Genomic DNA, 17,055 nt, shown 5'->3' with positions numbered 1-17,055 from the left:
CTTTATAACCGTAACAGCATAGAAAACTGAGTTCCTGCGATAAGGGAACTTTGCACAACGGGATGAGGATCATCCGGTTAAAACAACAAAGTGAGGAAAATATGATGAAATGTGGAGTGTTAATCACTGGTCTACTGCTGGTGGGTACATGTCTCAGTACTCAGGCATCCACCCAAGCCAGCCAGGTCACTGCAAAAGCCAGTTCCAGCTATGCGAAAACCAAATATCCAATTGTTTTTGCACATGGTATGGCGGGCTTTATTCGGATTGGTACCGATCAGTTTGGCTTAGATTACTGGTACCAGATTCTGCCAGATCTGGCGCGTAACGGCGCCAATGTCTGGGCAACCCGTGTTTCACCATTCAATTCCTCCGAAATCCGCGGTGAACAACTTCAACATCAAGTTGAAGAAATTCTGGCGATTACCGGTGCAGAAAAAGTCAACTTGATTGGTCATTCTCACGGCGGTCCAACCATTCGCTATGTCGCAGGTGTAGCACCAGCTCTGGTTGCTTCTCTGACTTCAGTCGGCGCACCACATAAAGGTTCCCCTGTTGCAGACCTGATCCTGCAAGCAGAAGGAACACCTGTACAAGGTCCTTTAGTGGGAGGTATCAATCTGGTATCTAAAGCCATTACTTGGGCACAAGGTCTGGATCCAAACAGTTTCCCACATGACTCTCTGGCAGGTGGTAGCAGTCTAACCTTGGCAGGATCTGCGAAATTTAATCAGAAATATCCAATTGGTATGCCAACTACAGCTTGCGGTGAAGGTGCCTATCAACAGAAAGGCATTTACAACTATTCCTTCACAGGTGTTGGCCAAGTCACGAACTTGCTTGATCCTGATTCAGCACTTAAAGTCACTGCCCTGCTCATTGATGGCGGTAAAGAAAATGATGGGCTGGTATCACGCTGTAGCGCCAAGTTCGGTAAAACCATTCGTGATAATTACAACTGGAACCATCTGGATGAAGTGAATATGGTGCTTGGCTTGAAAAACCTGTTTGCTCCAGATCCGGTGGATGTTTACCGTCAACATGCCAACCGGTTAAAACTACAAGGCTTATAAAGCAATTTGTATGATCAGCCCTAGTCAACATGAGTAGGGCTTTTTCATATCTTCTTAAAATGGAACTTTATGAAACTTAATATTGCATTGATGCTATTAGCCATGACATCAACCTTGAATGTTCAAGCCAATATCTCTCATCTCCAACAAGCAGGAACAAAATTTATCATATCAAGCTATGCAAAAACCCAATATCCGATTGTGTTTGCACATGCACTCCTCGGCTTTAATCGCTTAGCAACAGAAAATTTAGCAATGGATTATTGGTATCAAATCCTGCCTGATTTAGCACGAAATGGTTCCACCGCTTTTGCAACACGCATGTCCCCCATTTAACTCAAGCGAGTTAGGTAGCGAGCAATGTGTGGCTCAACTTCAGGAAGTCCTAGCCACTACACATGCGAAAAAACTCAATTTATCAATTTAATTGGGCATAGCCATGGTGCACATGCGGTACGTTATGCTGCGGGTGTGATGCCTAAGCGAATTGCATCTGTACTAACGGTAGGCGATGCCAACCAAGGCACAATTGTCGCATTTGATGTTATGAAACTAGCAAATAGCCCAGGCACTGCTGAACTACTGAATGTACTGATTAATACCTTCGGAAAACTAATGTGGGCACAAGGGCTAGATGGGAAAGCGTTCCCACAAAATGCATTGGCAGCTGGTCATAATACCTCTATTGAAGGAACAGTCGAATTTAACTAACTTTTTAATACGGGACTATTCTTAAAGAAATGTGGTGAAGGAAAATATCAAGATCAAGGGATAGCGCTGTATTCAAGCACCGGTAATCAGCCTGCAACCAATGCTCTAGATATCAGTGATGTGGCCATGAAAGTCTTAAATAGATTATCTGCCTATAAAGAAGGTGCCAATGATGGCATCGTATCGGTGTGTAGGGCAAAATTTGGTAAAACTATCCGTGATGATTATCCATGGAATCATTTAGATGAAATTAACCTGATGTTTGGCATCAAAGGGACTTTTGCGCCGGATCCTGTCAATGTCTACCGCCAACATGCCAATCGTTTAAAACTGCAAGGTTTATAAACCTAAAATTCAGACATAAAAAATGCGCCGAAAGGCGCATTTTTTTGCTTGGAAGCAAGGCTAAAATTAACCTTGTTTACGAGCTGGCAACTTTTCACGAATACGTGCAGCTTTACCAGAAAGTTCACGTAAGTAGTAAAGTTTAGCACGACGAACATCACCACGACGTTTCACTTCAATCTTAGCAACGATTGGAGAGTGAGTTTGGAATACACGCTCAACGCCAACACCGCTAGAAATTTTACGTACTGTGAACGCAGAGTTCAGACCACGGTTTTTCTTAGCGATTACAACGCCTTCAAACGCCTGTAGACGTTCACGGTCGCCTTCTTTTACTTTTACTTGGACAACTACTGTGTCACCTGGTGCAAAAGCTGGGATGTCTTGTTTAAGCTGAGCATTTTCAACAGCTTGAACTAAAGGATGCTTACCGCTCATGGGGTATCTCCAATATTGTGGGTCAGAAGAGGTCTGATATCCACTGGGGCTAGAGGCTAAAGCGCATAGACCCGATTGACTTTCCCTTTATGCTTGACCGCTTCAATGCATAAAGAGTCTATTTAAGTGAGGCAAAAAAGCGAAGCTTCTTGCCTTTTGCGCTCGGAGAATAAATTAAGATCTATTTCCTTGCAAATCTTTTAGCCATTTTTTTTGTTGCTTTGTCAGTTCGACTTGTTCGACCAATTCAGGTCGACGTTCAAGCGTACGCTGATAACGCTGCAAAAAACGCCATTTTTCAATATTGGCATGATGTCCCGATTTTAAAATGTCTGGCACATCCATACCCTCAAAATGGTCTGGCTTGGTATATTGTGGGCAATCTAAAAGACCATCCACAAATGAGTCTTGCACATGGGATTGTTCATCCGACATCGCACCCGGAAGTCTCCGGATAATACTGTCCAATAAAACCATCGCAGGGAGTTCACCGCCCGATAAAACGTAATCCCCAATCGACCATTCCTGATCAACATATTTTTGGATCAAACGCTCATCGACACCTTCATAACGTCCGCACAATACGATCAGTCCGTCATATTTAACGAAATCCTGTACCGCAGGTTCATTTAAGGTTTTCCCTTGTGGTGACATATATACCACAGGAACATGAACTGCACCCGCTTGCCTTGCAAGCTCTTTGGCACAATGAATTGCTTTCGCTAATGGCTCAGCCATCATCACCATACCGGGACCACCACCAAATGGACGTTCATCCACCCGTTTGTAATTCCCTTCAGCAAATTCGCGTGGATTGATACAATGAATTTGCATCAAATCACGTTGTGCTGCGCGCCCGCTAATACCGAAACGTGTAATCGCTTCAAACATTTCAGGAAAAAGCGTAATGACTGCAAAGAACACCGCAGACTCCTCATTTTCCTGCTGCGTTAACCCTTTAAGGATTAATAATCTACGCCCCAATTCACGTAGATACGACCAGCTTCGAGATCAACTCGCTGTACCACATCTTTATGCCATGGAATCATTCGCTCTTCGCCATCGACACTGTCAGCAGTAGCGCGAACTACCATCACGTCATTGGCACCTGTTTCAAACATTTCATGGATTTGACCGAGATTGACTTCCTGTTCTTCTTCATCCAGACCTAACACAGTTAGACCTTTCAAATCAGACCAGTAATACTCGTCCACACCTGGTTGAGGCAGTTGCGATTTAGAGATCCAGACATTAGCACCAACCAGACCGTCTGCTGCAGTGCGATCACTCACACCTTTTAGCGAAACAACCAGGCCTTTGCCATGTGGTTTCCAACGTTTTACATCGACAATTTGCCACCCTGCTTTGGTTTCAATGTACCAAGGAAGATAGTCAAATATATTGCTCATAGGTTCTGTATTGGAATAGACCCAGAGCCACCCATTTAATCCATATGCTGAACGTAACTGTCCAATCTGAATACGATCTTCGGGAACATTCTGTGTTGGTGTCATGGGCAAGCTACCTAATTTATATAAAATTATGCAGCAACTGCAGCTTTCTTAGCTTGAGCAGCTAGAGAAGCAACACGATCAGAAGGTTGAGCACCTTGAGAAACCCAGTGAGCAAAACGGTCAGCATCTAAACGAAGTTTTTCTGCTTTACCTTGAGCTGTAGGGTTGAAGAAACCGATACGTTCGATGAAACGACCGTCACGTGCATTACGGCTATCAGTCACAATGATTTGATAGAACGGACGTTTTTTAGCACCACCGCGTGCAAGACGAATAACAACCATGATAGAACCTTATAGTTTTTACGGATTATTCATGCACCGACCACCGGAACACTTCAAACCCCTTTCATAGAGGGCAATATTTTACGCGAAGTTTGCCCTGAATGAAAGATCAAAAGTTGGTTATCCACAATTTTGAATTTGGTTATTACTGACCTACTCTTCCCAACTCGAAGTGGCAGACAAAGCAGCTTGGCAAGCTGCTGTAGTTGTTGTTGTTTTGGACCAAAACTTTCTTCCTAGATGATCTAGACATATTACCCCGCTACCATCTTGAGTAGTATTGACTCTTGGACTGGCAACTAGCAACCAACTATCCGCAGTAAGCAGTCCATTATTAGTTGGTGTAATCGTGAGATCATAGTTAGGTTGTGATAGTGGAAATGTAGCTGGAATACCTAAATTTGCGATATTTGCATTATTATATCTATAATTTGTGGCTTTATAATTGGCTAATTTTCGAGCAATATCTAGCATCTCAGCTTTAACTTCTGCTCTTTTTGTCTTACGGACATACTCTTGATATGATGGATATGCTATTGCAGCCAATATGCCAATAATTGCAACGACTATCATCAGTTCAATCAGTGTAAATGCTTTTTGACTTACCATGTCTCCGCTCCCTCACCACAAGCAGTTGTCGTAAGATTGCTAGCCTTATTTTTACAACGCAATCCTCTGCTATTTATCAGATAGTTATAACTTTTGGCACCTACCAAAGTGTTATTAGTATTCTTTGTAACAATGATACTCCACGTATTCACACTTCCTAGGGCCTGAGTCTGAGGATTACTACATGCTGCCGTTACCAAAGGTGTATTTGTATTATCAGACTGTCCAAGAGTAATTGTATAACGAACAGCATTACCTGTAGCTCCTATTGGTAAAGTAAGAGTTGATCTATTTGCTGTACCACCATAATAAGCTGCCAAATCAAAGCAGCGGTAAGTAAAGTTTTTAGCTTTATGCTTTTCCAGTAATTCTGATATTTTCAATATTTCTTGAGTAACATGAGATTCGGCGGCTTTGCGAACCTGATTTTGATAAGAAGGCAAAGCGATGGCAGCAATAATTGCTACCATCATAACGACAATCATCAATTCGATTAAAGTAAAGCCAAGTTTTTTATTTAACATATAGTTAGCCTTTATCTTTTCTCAAACCAACGTGTTGGGTTTAGTGCTCGTGTACACTTCCAATTACCAATACCCGATGTATTCCCTGATAAAGTAAAGTTACCACAAGTATTTACCCCTCCTGGCGCTCCACTATTATTAGCCAAGGCAATACCCTGTATACCTTTACCAATTACATTAGAGTTTTTCCAAACATCTCCTTGTTTCTCAACACGGAAACCTGTTTTCTTCTCTCTCACACTATTTATTACCCCTGAAGATTCAACACAGACACCAAAAGGTAAACAATATTGCTGTCTATCTGTTTCACCAATGACGCGAGGTAAACAAGGGTCTTGTGGGGTAATACCCGTCCCCTCTGGATCATAAACTGGAATAAATAAGTTATTAGCAATTGCGAATAACTCTTCAAAAGCTTTTAAACCACCTGGCTGTCTAAATGTACCATTTGCAAGCTCGCTTCCTGTCTGAGGATTAACATCCCAACTCCAAGACAGCGAACGATACCAACCATATTTGGGAGAGGTACTATTAAAGTATTGACTATAAGCAGTTTGGTTTCCAGTAAGTGCGACTTGAGGATTACTTAACAAATTATTTAGTGTTAAATCTCTTGAAATTAACCTATTTGCAAGTGGTACTGCTGTTAGTGTCGTTGTAGATGTATAGTCTCCTGTTAGATTTGTATTTGTAATCAAATCCTTTTTAATAAAATCTAAATCAAAAACACCATACACTTTGTTTGTTGGTCGACCCGTTAAAGCACTATTTGGCGACAAACCATCTCGCCCAGTAGTTGGCGCAACATCTAAAGGTGTACTACGATCTCCAGAGGCTGCTCCAACTAATATAAACGTTTTACTACCTGTAGTATCTTTTTCATCATGAATGGTTAGAGTCACAGGTTCGTAAAAACGAGGATTATCACCATTAGTAATTGCTCCACCTGTAGCATCCGTTGCCAAATTAGCTAGTCTTACAGTACGCACACCAAAGTTTTTGTTTGGAGTTTTATCATGATAATTATCTAAATCAATGCGGAAAATTTGTCCACCTAAATCACCAAAATACAGATGATCCTCATATCCATCACCATCTCGATCTAATACACTGATTCGTGATACAACACTATGCTTTAGATTTGCATTATTAGCATCGGAATCACTATTACTAGCCCAAAATAGTCGCTCACCTGTATCAGCATCAACCACATACACAGCATTACCTTTAGCTCTAGTTTTTACTGTGCATGAAGCATTGTCACTTTGAGTATTTGATGATGATAGAGTAAATCTAGGCTCTTCATAACATGCATCGTAACCACCACCGACAACCATAGCGCGTTTAGGTACTCCATTAATACGGACATTAATAAGTACTGGTTTTGACCATGATTGTCCCATACGTGCAAATTTTGTGTTATCAGGTCCAATCCTAAACTTTAGCTTAGGTTCAGTTGGTTTTAAGACATCTAAAGCATAGTAACTATTACCCCCCATACGGAGACCACCATAAACATTCATTTGGGTTGCTACAACTTGTGCATCAGGGTATTGACCTGAATTTCGATAGGTAGCATCTACAACCCATTGACCATCTACCCCATGAGCAGGTGCTGGTGTACCTGAACCTTTTGGAACTAAGCCATTTGTAGCTCTTGAATCATTCAAAATTTCAGTTGGTACAAAAACCATTTGCTCTTCACCTGTTCGTGAATCAACTATGTGTAAACCACCTTCCATTGATCCATATAAGACAGATTGTTGGCGCGCTCTAACATATTGACCGTCCTCAAGTAGAACATCTTCAGCAAGTAAATTGCCTGAGTCAGCCAAAACACCAGAATAAGTCATTTGTGTTGGAAATGAATGTATAATTCCTCCCATAGAAATAAAAGGTGAACCTGAATATTCCACATCATTATTTGCGGGGAAATCAGTTAATGTAGGGTCCACATTGAAACCTAAATAGTTTAGAAGCTTTAATCGCACAGCTAATGGGAAACTACTTAGAACAGATTGAGATCTAAATGTGTCTAAAACTGCATTTTTAGAAATCGGTGTACCAGAGGAAATATTTGGTATTTTTAAAAGTAATTTTGGTGAATCATATTCACCTGTTAATTTATAGGTATTTAATCGCGTAATTGTAGTCGCTGTCGAGCTAGCGGCATCTGTAAATAAATTTCTGAGCTTCCCAGTATTTGTGCTAGTTGGCATAGGTAACATTTCATATGTGCCGCCTACGTTAATCTTACCACCATCATAATTGGTTCTAGCACCCCATAAGTTTTTAGTATTCGCTATAAAATTACCAGTCACATCAAAGACACTAGTCGAACCATCAACTAATACACCATCTTTCATGCTGTATTTTTTTAAATTACCAGTCCAAACCAACAAACTTGGCTGAGCTGGATTTGGCTCTAACATTCGTAAATAACCTACATTTTGTAGACCATTAGGATTTAATGCATCAACTGGAACGGAAAGAGCTCCAGTAGGGATCGGAGCTAAAGGATCTGTGCCTAAATTATCGATAAAGTTTAAAACACTCGTAGTTACATCATCTGCAGAGTTAGCCGTGTAAAATCCACCATTACCATAACCCGCTTCTGTAGTAATAGTCGTCCCGGTTAGCTCTTCTTTATGGTTGATTTTATAAGGCTTAGTACCCGTAAAATTTGGAGTGATTTTATTACTTTGATAGTACGAGCATGTATCCCCTGATTTTCTAGAACCTAATTTACATGCATTTGTCACATCACCTGTAGCACCAACTGTACTAAATGCAGAACTATAGCCAACAAATGCCGTTTGTATACGAACACCTGCAGGATTGATACCTTTAAAAAGCTGCTTAGCAAATTCTCCCATACATTGCCATGCCCCTGTACTATCGCCTCCACTTAAAGCATTTGTAAAAGTACCACTTGCACATGTAAATGTTGGCGCGCTACGCTGTCCTAAAGGATTTGCTAAGGCATTTTTCATTTGAGTTTCTGCAGCTGACTCTGAAGATGCATTAGGTTTACCATCAGATAAGATATAAACCCCTTGTCCATCACAGCTTACTCGTTTCGCTACTGCAGGTAATGGTGATTTATAATGCGTAATACCATCTGTTATCATTGTTCCTGTAGAATCTGCTATACCAGCATAGTCACTTGTATTATAAGTATCTTTAACGACTATATCTCGACCATTAACATAGTAATAAGTCGTTAACGTTCTTGTTTTAGTTCTTTCTCTTCTACCATTCGTATTGTTGCTACTAGACCAATTCCCAGGTGTAGACCATGCAGTGAAGTCTTCAGTGTATTGATTCTTAGAAAATGTTTCGGAAGTATTACTCCAACCTGATGCACACTTATAATAATTTCGACCATTTGCAGTAATCCAAGTAGTTTCAAGATTTCCACATTTTTTCGTTGTTACAGTTCCATTAGATGGCGATCCAAATTCTCGAACATCATTCCGACTATCATCGCATTTATTAGTACGCCAATCATAACATTCTTCTTTCTGCGTCTGCGTTACTACGGTTTGGTATAGTTGGTCGTATACCAACACATCTCTTTCTAAAGCATAATTATCTGTTCGTGTTCCCATCAGATAGGATGCTGCTTCCGTTAGACCGTGAGCTGTAGGTGTTCCACCTATAGCGGTTAAATCATTAATTGCCGCCAGCAGGTCACGTCGTTGTTGAGAATCAAATACGCCATTTGTTTTAGTCGAAGGACCTAATGCTTTTGCCTCAACCAAAATTTTGCCTCTCATTCTCGCTGGAGTTGAGCCTTCTGGATTTTGTGCATAACCATTCCCTGGATATTTACCTAAACCAATAACAATATTTTCTAGTTTAGAATCAGTACTATTCACAACTTCAAGTAAGCCTGCTTTTAATTCATCTAATCGGCTTTTTTCTCCCCGTCCCGGATTTGTATTATCTGTCATTTTATATGCCATACTTCCAGATACATCAACCATCATGACAAGTGTTTTCTGACCCGCCGTCGGCATAGCATAGATCTGTAAGTCACTTGCCTGAACAACACCACTACACATAAGTGCTGTCAATGAAGCACTCAATACTGACATTTGAATTTTTTTGAGTTGCATAATCATATCCTCAACTTATGGTGCTGCTGTTTGTTCTAAGGATGAAGCTAGAGTAAATTCTTGCACTTGACTTACAACAGGAACGTTAAAGCTCATTAAACAATCTTTTAATGTAGTTTTATTACTCATAGAAGCACTTAAATTATCTGAAATAAAGGCATTAGCACTAGACAAACAATTAGTCTGCAAATCAGCGCTAGAGATACTTGCATAGGCTGGTAAAAATGCCGTAGTAGTTACACGAACAGATTGTTTTGAAATTAGGTTTTTAGGTAACCCAGAACCAGAACTTAAATTAGTACCTCTTACCAAGTGCGATCCAGCCTCTTTCGTATCATCTTTTTCACGCGGAATTGTTATAGCCACTTGTGTGACAACGGCTTGTCTTGCGCTACCAAAATCCTGAGCTATATTACAAAAACCATTTGTACCGCTATCTACTAGTTTTGCACCTTTTGAATCATCCTTCGCTGTAATCACAGAAGTATCTAAAATTGATCCAAAAATACGATTGACCGTGGGCTTATAACAAAATATAAATTCTCTATTAGGTTGTTTTTCATCAATAGCCGCACCAATAGCAGTCGAATAACTCATTAACGAATTCAAATCTGATGTATTCAAATATTTATTAAGAGGAGTATCCGCCGATTGAGTAAGTAATTCGTTAATTTGTGCATTAGTTGATATTCTTAAAGAATACATACCTGTTTTAATAGCATATGTCCCTACAACCATAATAATAAGCAACAGGAATAGTACGACCAATAATGTTGAGCCTTTCTCATTATGAGGGAAAAATTTAATTTCTTTTTTAGTCATCACTTTTCCCCAATCCATTTCGAATCGCTATAGTGGCAATATACACCTGCCTAGGAATTCGATTAGCAACAGTTTGGTTAGCCAAAGTCCCTGATAAACCTGTCAAATTCTCGATACCAAACAGATTAAATGCCTTGGTTTGATCAATATTTTGACTTGAAACAACAGACTCTGCTCGCACCAAAACACTTAGTTTCAAAGCAACCACTCTTAAACCAACCTTGGATTTAAAAGTATTAATATCATAATAAGCAAGCTGGCCAGCACTATTCATCCCACCAATAAGAATCTTAAATTGATCTACTCTCGGAATAATTACTTGCGCATCAGATCCAAGCCCATTCAAGTTAGTTGGTCTATTTTGTGGTGGATTATTAACCTCAGCACTTGTTTCAGTGCCATCAGCATTTGTTATTGTTTCAGTCACTTTAATTGGGGTCGGTGTATTTGCATCACACACCAAAGATAAATGTGTTGTATCATTTCTTAAAAAATAACGCTGAACAATCAAATCTCCAGCTCTCACATTAACCCCCTCACAGTTTGACATCTGAGTTGGAGCAATGAATTGTATGGTCAATTGGTCACTCGCAATACCAGTCATATTCGATGGGCCATTTGTTTGACTGATTAAATTAGCAATCGATATACCATTTACTGTAGTAGCTACGATATTTGCGTTATCTAATACCAAGCCACCATTGTCAGTACTTTTTGTAATCTCATATTTATTCCCATTGCCATAATTAAGTAGCTGAATATCTTTAACTATATAGTTTAGTCCGAATAAACCACCATCCTGAATTTGTGAATTTGCATCTTGTAGTTTAGTTGTTATAAAGCTACCTAATACCAATTGGATAGCTGCAGCAGATACTATTAAACCCAATGCCAAAGCAACCATAAGCTCTAATAGCGTAAAACCCTGCTGTTTAAATGGAGTGACCTTTCTCATTAATATAGCTCCATCATCAGACAACTAGATCCAACAACATATACACCAGCTGCTGTCATGCAAGCATTCGTATTTCCAGATATATCAGTTGCTCCCCATGCTGCATATAAGCACATACGACGATCCTCACCAGCCATATTATTCACACCTGGGCATACCTGCATACGTAATTGCATACCAAAATTATTTGCATTCGCTTGAGCTTGAGCAACGTCAGCTTGAGCAAGTGTATTCGCAGTACATAGAGAATCAGTATTAATACAAGCTCTTGCACTATTAGAGGTTTGAGGTGCATTAACCAATGCTTGATAGCTCAAACGACCTGCATTATTTGCCCTTATGCTCTCAGCTAATCCTCTTAAAACAAATAATGCCTGAGAACGCTGTGTTGCCTCAGTACTTGCTTCAACAGCACGCACCTGCAACGCAACATAACCTAATACACCAATAGCCAAAAGCAGAAGTGCAACTAAAACTTCCATTAACCCTACACCACGCTGAAATGATTTACTCATGTACATGTCCCTTCGGTTACAGATTCAAGAGCACCAATTACTGAGTAAGTTATTGTTTTTGAAATTCTAGTTTTTTTAGAACACAGGATAATTGTCCTAGGATAATGCTCCAATTGATTAATCATCTCACCGCTCTCAATACGTATTTGATCAGCTACCCATACCTCATCACCATCAGTATTAGTAACTTTTTTCATCTTGGTAAAGCTACGCGGAATAAACATTCCCTGCGTATTAAAAACAATGTCTGGTGGACTATTATGTCCATTAGGTATATTTAAAATAACAATGTCACTTGTTTTGGGAGCCCAAAAAAAATTGGTAGGTGTACTTGGCAAAGAAGAGTTTAATCCAACTGTAGTATTCGTTCTCAGCAACGTGGCCTGGCTTCTAGCCAAACTTAGTGTTTGTACTAAATCCTTAAGCTCACCTTCTAATTTTCTTTTATTTAACATATCGGTAAAAGAAGGAACTGCTATCATCGCAATAATCGCCAACACAGCAATTGTCACCATCAGCTCAATTAATGTAAGACCTTTATTTTTTTGCATATCATCCCCAAGGCAACAATACTTTACCTCAGTAAAAATAATATCTATAAATTTTACAAAACCCACACAATTAGAGATAAATGGCATAAAAAAACAGATAACCGCAAAAAGCAGTTATCTGTTTTAAAAAAATTATAAATCAGGTGATAAGTGCGTCACATCTTAAGCTTGAGTGACTGGAATACGTAACTCTTTAGGCAAACTAAAAGTGATATTTTCTTCACGACCATTTAGTTCTTGAGGCACATCTGCGCCCCAATCTTGCAAACGTTGAATGACCTGCTTAATTAGAATTTCTGGTGCTGAAGCTCCAGCAGTTACACCAATTTGAGATTTACCTGCAAACCATTCCTGCTTTAGCTCATCGGCATTATCGACCAGATAGGCCGCCTTCCCCATACGTTCCGCCAGTTCACGTAAACGGTTTGAATTTGAAGAGTTTGGAGAACCTACTACTAGAACCACATCACAACGTTCAGCCAAGTCGCGCACTGCATCCTGACGGTTTTGCGTGGCATAGCAAATATCGTCTTTACGTGGGCCTTGAATCAGAGGAAATTTCTGGCGAAGAGCATCAATCACTTTCGCCGTATCGTCAATTGATAAAGTGGTTTGCGTGACAAAAGCGATTTTTTCAGGATTGCGTACCGTTAAAGCAGCGACATCTTCTTCATCTTCAACCAGATAAATCTCACCACCATTTTTTTTGTCATATTGCCCCATAGTGCCTTCAACTTCCGGATGTCCTTCATGGCCAATCAAGATCGCTTCAACCCCTTCACGAGCATATTTGGTCACTTCAATATGCACCTTGGTTACCAAGGGACAAGTGGCATCAAAAACTTTCAGACCACGGCGTTCAGCCTCTTGCTGGACTGCTTTAGAAACGCCATGTGCACTAAAAATCACAATATTATCATCAGGAACTTCATCCAGTTCATCAACAAAAATTGCACCGCGCTGGCGTAAGTCATCGACCACAAATTTGTTATGCACGACTTCATGACGCACATAGATCGGTGGATTGAAACATTCTAAGGCACGATTCACGATCGCAATGGCACGATCCACACCGGCACAGAAACCACGCGGGTTGGCTAAAACAATTTCCATAGAATCCTCAATACTCACTCAATTTATGCTGCAACAATTGAAATAAATGTAAAACAATCGACGTACAACTATTTAGTTTAAAGTCGCTCTACTCTAAAATAGAGAAGATATTTTATCATATCAGGAAAAATATCATGTCGGGTCTCTTGTTTGTCGTTTCTGCTGCGTCTGGAACAGGCAAAACATCCCTCGTTAAAGCATTACTTGAACGTGTCAACAATCTTCATGTTTCTGTTTCTCATACGACACGCGGTCAACGACCTGGCGAACTCGATGGTGTGCATTACCACTTCTCTACCAAAGAAGATTTTCTCAATCTGGTCAATGAAGGTGGCTTTATTGAATATGCTGAAGTCTTTGGTAACTATTATGGTACTGCGCAAGCGACTGTAAAAGAACAACTGGCCAAAGGTCATGATGTCCTGCTCGAGATTGACTGGCAGGGTGCACAGCAGGTCCGTCACTTATTTCCTGAATCCAAACAAATTTTCATTTTACCGCCGAGCCAGTTTGACTTGCGTCAACGTTTATCTAACCGTGGTACAGATTCTGTTGACGTGATTGAACATCGTTTGGGCTGTGCGGTAGAAGATATGCAGCAATATGTGAACTTTGATTATGTCATTATCAATGATGACTTCAATAAAGCGCTGCATGATCTGGAAGCCGTGATTATTGCCAACCGACTGGTACTTCATCAACAAGCTAATCGTCATGAAAAACTGATTCAGGCTTTAATTACGCCAAGCGAAGAGTGATTAAAACTTGAGTCTACAGGCAAAGCCTTTTATACTTCGCAGTCTGTTAAAATATTATTCAAACGAGAATTCTTATGGCACGCGTAACCGTTGAAGATTGTTTAGACCATGTAGACAACCGCTTTGAGCTTGTACTAGTGGCAAGCAAACGCGCGCGTCAATTGGCACGTCAAGGCATTGAACCAACTGTAGAATGGGACAATGACAAGCCAACCGTTGTTGCTCTACGTGAAATTGCAGTAGGTCATGTATCTAAAGACATCCTGAAACAACGTGACCAGGACTACCAGACTTCTAGTCTAGACCTTGCACTTTCAGCAAATAACCTGAATCTGGACGGTTTTTCTTTCCAATAAGAAACCCTTCCTATAAAAAGCCTAGTTTTCAACTAGGCTTTTTTTGTTTTGTGACTTTTATATTCTGTCTAGAACGGTTATAACATAAGGTCGAGTTACCAAGTTTATGCAGTTTTTCCGTGAATAGAAACGGAATAAATTGACAAACTTTGCGATTTGCTTTTCATTAAAGTATTCGCGCATTTTTAGTAAAGAATTCAGTTTTAAAGGTGTTTTATGCCAGGCCCACAGGTCAGTCAAGCCAAGCAACAGCTTAATATCATCATCGACGCTTATTTGAGTGCCAGTGAAGTCGAGCGTGTGCTTGCCGCCTGTGATTATGCGGATATTGCCCATGATGGCATTACCCGTAAAAGTGGCGAACCCTATATCCTGCATCCGATCGCTGTGAGCAGCATCCTGGCGCATATGCGTTTAGATGCCGAAACCCTCATGGCAGCCTTACTCCATGATGTGATTGAAGATACGGATTTCAATAAGGACGATATTGCTGAAAAGTTCGGCAAGACGGTAGCTGAACTGGTGGACGGCGTCACCAAACTAAGCCAATCCAGTGATAAGGAATATAATAAAGCCGCTTCTTTCCGGAAAATTCTTCAGGCTACCCTACAGGACCCACGTGTCATTATTGTGAAACTGGCAGACCGTTATCACAACATGACTACCTTAGATGCCTTACGTCCAGATAAACGTGCACGTATTGCCAAAGAGACTTTTGAAATTTTCGTACCGATGGCCCGGCTGGTTGGTATGAATGAGATGGCCGATAATCTGGAACATCTCTGCTACCAGAACCTGGATCTGGACATGTACAATAATGTCCAGACTGTCCTACAGCAAACCAAATCCAAACGCTGTGAATATCAGGCGATCTGGGAAAGAAAACTGAATGAATTACTCAATCAGTATAATATCCAGGGCCGAATCAAGAAGAAAAATAATAATATCGAGTTGCTACGCCACTTCGTTAAGAATGATATTAACCTGCAGGAATTGACCCATAGTCATGCCTTTGAAATCATTTTACAAAGCATTGCTGACTGTGACCGCTTTGCAGAACTCTTGGAAGAGAGCTTCCAGGTATTAAGTTTTGCCGATCATATTCGTCGCCCGTTGCCGGGTGGCAACCAGTCGCTGAGTATGCGTATCAAAGGGGAAAAGACAACACTTTCCCTGACCATTCAAACCGAACTGATGCGTAAGGCAGCACGTTTTGGTGTAGTACTGGGTGAAAATGCACCACAAGCCTGCCGTTCTGCGATTCAGGCTTCTATGCAGAATCTGAATGTTCTGGTGGATGGTGATTGTGCCAAGACCACTTTTAATGAATTACTGGATTATCTGCATCAGGAAAAAATCTGGGTTTATACTCCTCACGGTCAGCTACATGAATTACCACAAGGCGCGACCGTCGTGGATTTCGCCTATTCTGCCAGTCTATTCCTGGGTAACCATGCGGTTGGCGCCAAAATTAATGGCGATACCAAGCCGCTTTCTACACCTTTAAGTAGTGGTCAAGTCATTGAAGTGATCACTGATGTGTTAGCTTCACCAAATCCAGACTGGCTCAGCTTTATTAATACTCAAAAAGCCCGTCGTGCGATTCAAAACATCCTGCGTGATCAGGATATTGACGAGCAGCGTATGGTCGGTGAACAGGCTTTAAATCGTGCTTTAAAATTATTTAATCGTTCTATTCAGGATTTAACTGACGCGGACTGGGCCAATATTCTGCAATGGCGTCATATTCCGACTCAGGAACGTCTGTATGAACAGATTGCTGTGGGTGATTTATTACCTCAATTGGTCGCCAATCACCTTTTTGCTCAGGATGCAGAAACTGGCTCCAACTCGACTCGTTTAATTCAGGGTACAGAAGGTGTAGATGTCAAATATGCGCACTGCTGTAATCCGGTACTGGGTGATCCGATTCAAGGTCATCTGACCCGCCGTGGCCTGATCGTTCATCGTGCACGCTGCCATAACTTGCTACATGAACAAAATCTGCATCCAGAAAATATGATGCCACTGCAGTGGACCTCTGAGGACATTGAAGATATCAGCTTTACCGCTTATCTCTGTATTGACCTGTCCATGGATGATGAACAGATTTCCGAACTGATCTATGAATGCCGCAAAGCCAAGTCTGGGGTAGAGTCGGTACGTAGTTATGAAGGTAAGACTTATGTCAACGTAGTCGTACATAACCGTAAGCAGATTGCCCAGCTGATTCGTGACTTGCGCATGCATTATGGTTTCCCGCGTATTATCCGTTTACCCCAACCGATCAATATTGCCGAAACCTCCAAAGCAAGTTGATCATTTAAAACGATAATGCTTTTGCCCATGGCAATGATCTAATATGA

At 40.7% G+C, this 17,055-nt stretch carries 16 protein-coding genes and 1 pseudogene; 5 read left to right on the top strand and 12 right to left on the bottom strand.

The window, feature by feature from the left end; genetic code table 11:
* The first annotated feature begins 104 nt into the window (after positions 1-104).
* The gene (locus FSC11_RS01600; protein ID WP_005223425.1) at positions 105-1,073 is read left to right on the top strand and encodes an esterase/lipase family protein; all 969 of its coding nucleotides are present in this window, start codon (positions 105-107) and stop codon (positions 1,071-1,073) included.
* Positions 1,074-1,175: 102 nt separating this feature from the next.
* Positions 1,176-2,129 (top strand): annotated as a pseudogene (locus FSC11_RS16095) (esterase/lipase family protein).
* Between the two features lie 66 nt (positions 2,130-2,195).
* Here the strand turns inward: FSC11_RS16095 and rplS are convergent.
* From rplS to ispH, 12 genes are all read right to left on the bottom strand, one after another.
* On the bottom strand, positions 2,196-2,567 hold the full coding sequence (gene rplS / locus FSC11_RS01585) for a 50S ribosomal protein L19 (RefSeq protein WP_004787066.1): 372 nt from the start codon (positions 2,565-2,567) through the stop codon (positions 2,196-2,198).
* Between the two features lie 174 nt (positions 2,568-2,741).
* A complete protein-coding gene (gene trmD / locus FSC11_RS01580; RefSeq protein ID WP_163164766.1) occupies positions 2,742-3,491 on the bottom strand; it encodes a tRNA (guanosine(37)-N1)-methyltransferase TrmD in 750 nt (249 codons plus the stop codon).
* 41 nt (positions 3,492-3,532) lie between these two features.
* A complete protein-coding gene (gene rimM, locus FSC11_RS01575; protein WP_004787070.1) occupies positions 3,533-4,081 on the bottom strand; it encodes a ribosome maturation factor RimM in 549 nt (182 codons plus the stop codon).
* Positions 4,082-4,107: 26 nt separating this feature from the next.
* Entirely contained in the window at positions 4,108-4,365 is a 258-nt protein-coding gene (rpsP, locus tag FSC11_RS01570) for a 30S ribosomal protein S16 (RefSeq protein ID WP_004281198.1), read from the bottom strand.
* Positions 4,366-4,518: 153 nt separating this feature from the next.
* Positions 4,519-4,974 (bottom strand): type IV pilin protein, encoded by a 456-nt coding sequence (locus FSC11_RS01565; RefSeq protein WP_163164764.1) that lies wholly within the window; start codon positions 4,972-4,974, stop codon positions 4,519-4,521.
* Complete coding sequence (locus FSC11_RS01560; protein ID WP_163164762.1) at positions 4,968-5,498, bottom strand: type IV pilin protein; 531 nt, start codon at positions 5,496-5,498, stop codon at positions 4,968-4,970. Before FSC11_RS01560 ends, FSC11_RS01565 begins: the two co-directional genes overlap by 7 nt.
* Before the next feature lie 11 nt (positions 5,499-5,509).
* Positions 5,510-9,619, bottom strand: coding sequence for a PilC/PilY family type IV pilus protein (locus FSC11_RS01555; protein ID WP_227590997.1), 4,110 nt, complete (start codon positions 9,617-9,619; stop codon positions 5,510-5,512).
* Between the two features lie 15 nt (positions 9,620-9,634).
* On the bottom strand, positions 9,635-10,441 hold the full coding sequence (locus FSC11_RS01550) for a pilus assembly protein (protein WP_163164758.1): 807 nt from the start codon (positions 10,439-10,441) through the stop codon (positions 9,635-9,637).
* Positions 10,434-11,420 carry a prepilin-type N-terminal cleavage/methylation domain-containing protein gene (locus FSC11_RS01545; RefSeq protein WP_163164756.1) on the bottom strand — a complete coding sequence of 329 codons (987 nt, stop codon included), beginning with the start codon at positions 11,418-11,420 and terminating at the stop codon, positions 10,434-10,436. The genes FSC11_RS01550 and FSC11_RS01545 overlap by 8 nt, the downstream gene beginning before the upstream one ends.
* Positions 11,396-11,917, bottom strand: a complete 522-nt coding sequence (gene pilV, locus FSC11_RS01540; protein WP_163164754.1) for a type IV pilus modification protein PilV — start codon at positions 11,915-11,917, stop codon at positions 11,396-11,398. Before pilV ends, FSC11_RS01545 begins: the two co-directional genes overlap by 25 nt.
* Positions 11,908-12,549, bottom strand: a complete 642-nt coding sequence (locus FSC11_RS01535; RefSeq protein WP_227590996.1) for a pilus assembly FimT family protein — start codon at positions 12,547-12,549, stop codon at positions 11,908-11,910. The genes pilV and FSC11_RS01535 overlap by 10 nt, the downstream gene beginning before the upstream one ends.
* Before the next feature lie 75 nt (positions 12,550-12,624).
* Positions 12,625-13,575, bottom strand: coding sequence for a 4-hydroxy-3-methylbut-2-enyl diphosphate reductase (gene ispH, locus FSC11_RS01530; protein ID WP_163164750.1), 951 nt, complete (start codon positions 13,573-13,575; stop codon positions 12,625-12,627).
* A gap of 134 nt (positions 13,576-13,709) precedes the next feature.
* On the opposite strand from ispH, the gene gmk reads away from it, so the two are divergent.
* From gmk to FSC11_RS01515, 3 genes are all read left to right on the top strand, one after another.
* Positions 13,710-14,333 carry a guanylate kinase gene (gene gmk, locus FSC11_RS01525; RefSeq protein WP_163164748.1) on the top strand — a complete coding sequence of 208 codons (624 nt, stop codon included), beginning with the start codon at positions 13,710-13,712 and terminating at the stop codon, positions 14,331-14,333.
* A 74-nt stretch (positions 14,334-14,407) separates the two neighbouring features.
* Entirely contained in the window at positions 14,408-14,689 is a 282-nt protein-coding gene (gene rpoZ, locus FSC11_RS01520) for a DNA-directed RNA polymerase subunit omega (protein ID WP_004896248.1), read from the top strand.
* A 216-nt stretch (positions 14,690-14,905) separates the two neighbouring features.
* Positions 14,906-17,008, top strand: a complete 2,103-nt coding sequence (locus FSC11_RS01515; protein WP_163164746.1) for a RelA/SpoT family protein — start codon at positions 14,906-14,908, stop codon at positions 17,006-17,008.
* The last annotated feature ends 47 nt before the right edge of the window (positions 17,009-17,055 follow it).

It is taken from the genome of Acinetobacter schindleri, assembly GCF_010918895.1.
Taxonomy (GTDB): Bacteria; Pseudomonadota; Gammaproteobacteria; order Pseudomonadales; family Moraxellaceae; genus Acinetobacter; species Acinetobacter schindleri.
The sequence above is the reverse complement of the archived record's forward strand: the minus strand, read 5'-3'. Positions and strand labels throughout refer to the sequence as shown.

Bases quoted from the DNA above. Each gene is read 5' to 3' on its own strand.
- FSC11_RS01600 (WP_005223425.1), top strand. From the start codon at position 105: ATGAAATGTGGAGTGTTAATCACTGGTCTACTGCTGGTGGGTACATGT.
- rplS (WP_004787066.1), bottom strand. From the start codon at position 2,567: ATGAGCGGTAAGCATCCTTTAGTTCAAGCTGTTGAAAATGCTCAGCTT.
- rimM (WP_004787070.1), bottom strand. From the start codon at position 4,081: ATGACACCAACACAGAATGTTCCCGAAGATCGTATTCAGATTGGACAG.
- rpsP (WP_004281198.1), bottom strand. From the start codon at position 4,365: ATGGTTGTTATTCGTCTTGCACGCGGTGGTGCTAAAAAACGTCCGTTC.
- FSC11_RS01565 (WP_163164764.1), bottom strand. From the start codon at position 4,974: ATGGTAAGTCAAAAAGCATTTACACTGATTGAACTGATGATAGTCGTT.
- FSC11_RS01560 (WP_163164762.1), bottom strand. From the start codon at position 5,498: ATGTTAAATAAAAAACTTGGCTTTACTTTAATCGAATTGATGATTGTC.
- FSC11_RS01555 (WP_227590997.1), bottom strand. From the start codon at position 9,619: ATGCAACTCAAAAAAATTCAAATGTCAGTATTGAGTGCTTCATTGACA.
- FSC11_RS01550 (WP_163164758.1), bottom strand. From the start codon at position 10,441: ATGACTAAAAAAGAAATTAAATTTTTCCCTCATAATGAGAAAGGCTCA.
- pilV (WP_163164754.1), bottom strand. From the start codon at position 11,917: ATGTACATGAGTAAATCATTTCAGCGTGGTGTAGGGTTAATGGAAGTT.
- FSC11_RS01535 (WP_227590996.1), bottom strand. From the start codon at position 12,549: ATGCCATTTATCTCTAATTGTGTGGGTTTTGTAAAATTTATAGATATT.
- ispH (WP_163164750.1), bottom strand. From the start codon at position 13,575: ATGGAAATTGTTTTAGCCAACCCGCGTGGTTTCTGTGCCGGTGTGGAT.
- gmk (WP_163164748.1), top strand. From the start codon at position 13,710: ATGTCGGGTCTCTTGTTTGTCGTTTCTGCTGCGTCTGGAACAGGCAAA.
- rpoZ (WP_004896248.1), top strand. From the start codon at position 14,408: ATGGCACGCGTAACCGTTGAAGATTGTTTAGACCATGTAGACAACCGC.
- FSC11_RS01515 (WP_163164746.1), top strand. From the start codon at position 14,906: ATGCCAGGCCCACAGGTCAGTCAAGCCAAGCAACAGCTTAATATCATC.